1 pseudogene is annotated in these 1,401 nt (G+C 60.7%); it reads right to left on the bottom strand.

The features are described from left to right. A pseudogene (locus AWB67_RS37805) lies at window positions 1-1,395 on the bottom strand (anion permease); the annotation flags it as partial. Window positions 1,396-1,401: the final 6 nt, after the last annotated feature.

Raw genomic sequence — 1,401 nt, 5'->3', positions numbered from 1 at the left:
GAGCGGCACGCTGATCAGGAGGAAGACGATAATGTAGATGGTTGAAAAGATTGCGCCCAGCCTCCAATAGTCACCAGCAGGCAGATACCCGCTGCCGAAATAAACGGGGCTGGGCCCGGTTGCGTAAGGCGTCAGAATCCCCATGATGCCCAGCGCCAGGGCCAGCATCAGCGCGAACGCCTCCATCGGCATGCCGGGAATGGTCGAGCGCACTGCGAGCATGACCGGAAGCATTGCCGTCGTATGGGCGGTGACGTTGGCGAACATGTATTGCGTGAAGAAGAATATCAGCACCAGGACCACCGGCCGCGATCGTCGGCGGGACGTTGCTCATGTGGGACGCCATATATCGGCGATTCACTTGACGAAGCCGGTCCTGCTGGGACCGTCGGCCAGCGCGACCAGCGTCGCGAACCACGCGAGCGTATTCCACGCCTGCTTGTTCGCGAGCATGTCGTCCCATGTCACGACCCTGGTGACCAGCACGAGAGAAATCACCATCAGTGCGGCGCTTGTGGCATTGACGAACTCGTCCTCGAAGATCCAGAGCGCCAGTGCAACCACCACCAGGACTCCGAGTGTCAGTTCTCGCCGGCTGAGCGGCCCCATCTCTTTCAGCTCCTGCGCAGCCCAGGCCGGGACCTCGCTGCCCTGCTTCACTTTTGGTGGATAAAGCACATAGGAAAGGAGAGGGACGGCCAAGAGCAGCAGAACGCCCGTTGTCGCGATGGCCATGAACCACTGCATCCAGCTCAGATCGACGTAGACGGTTTTCCTTATGATCTCAGCGGCGAGCAGGTTAGAAGCGAGTGGGGTGAGAAACATTGAGCTTGTCACGCAGGTGGTGGCGATGGCTGTGCACATGATGTACGCACCGATCCGTCGCGCCGAGGGGTCGTTTGGCTTCGAGTCATAAAGAGGCGGCAAATTGCGGATTACGGGGAAGATCGTCCCGCCGCTGCGCGCTGGGTCGGAGGGGGCAATTGGCGCGAGCACCGCGTCGGCCGCCATCACCGCATAACCTAGCGAGAGCGTCCTGCGACCCATCGCCCGCACGAGCAAGAGCGCGATACGCCGGCCCAGGCCCGTCTTCTCGTAGCCGAGTGCGAACATGAAGGCGCCGAAGATCAGCCACACCGTGCCATTGGAGAAACCGAAAAGTGCCCAGCTGAGGCTTGCATTCGCCACATTGAAGCCCAGCTTCGAGAGTTGCTTCGGACTGTAAAACACCCATTCACAGAATACGCTCACAAGGGTCACGGCGATGAGGCCGATGGCCGCGCCCGGAATGGGTTCCAACATCAACCCGGCGATCGCCCCGGCAAAGATCGCGAAGTAATACCACGCGTCCTGCGCCAAGCCCTCGGGGGCAGGAACGATCGCGATCAGGATCACTACGAT

The organism is Caballeronia terrestris, assembly GCF_001544515.1.
Lineage (GTDB): Bacteria > Pseudomonadota > Gammaproteobacteria > Burkholderiales > Burkholderiaceae > Caballeronia > Caballeronia terrestris.
The sequence above is the reverse complement of the archived record's forward strand: the minus strand, read 5'-3'. Positions and strand labels throughout refer to the sequence as shown.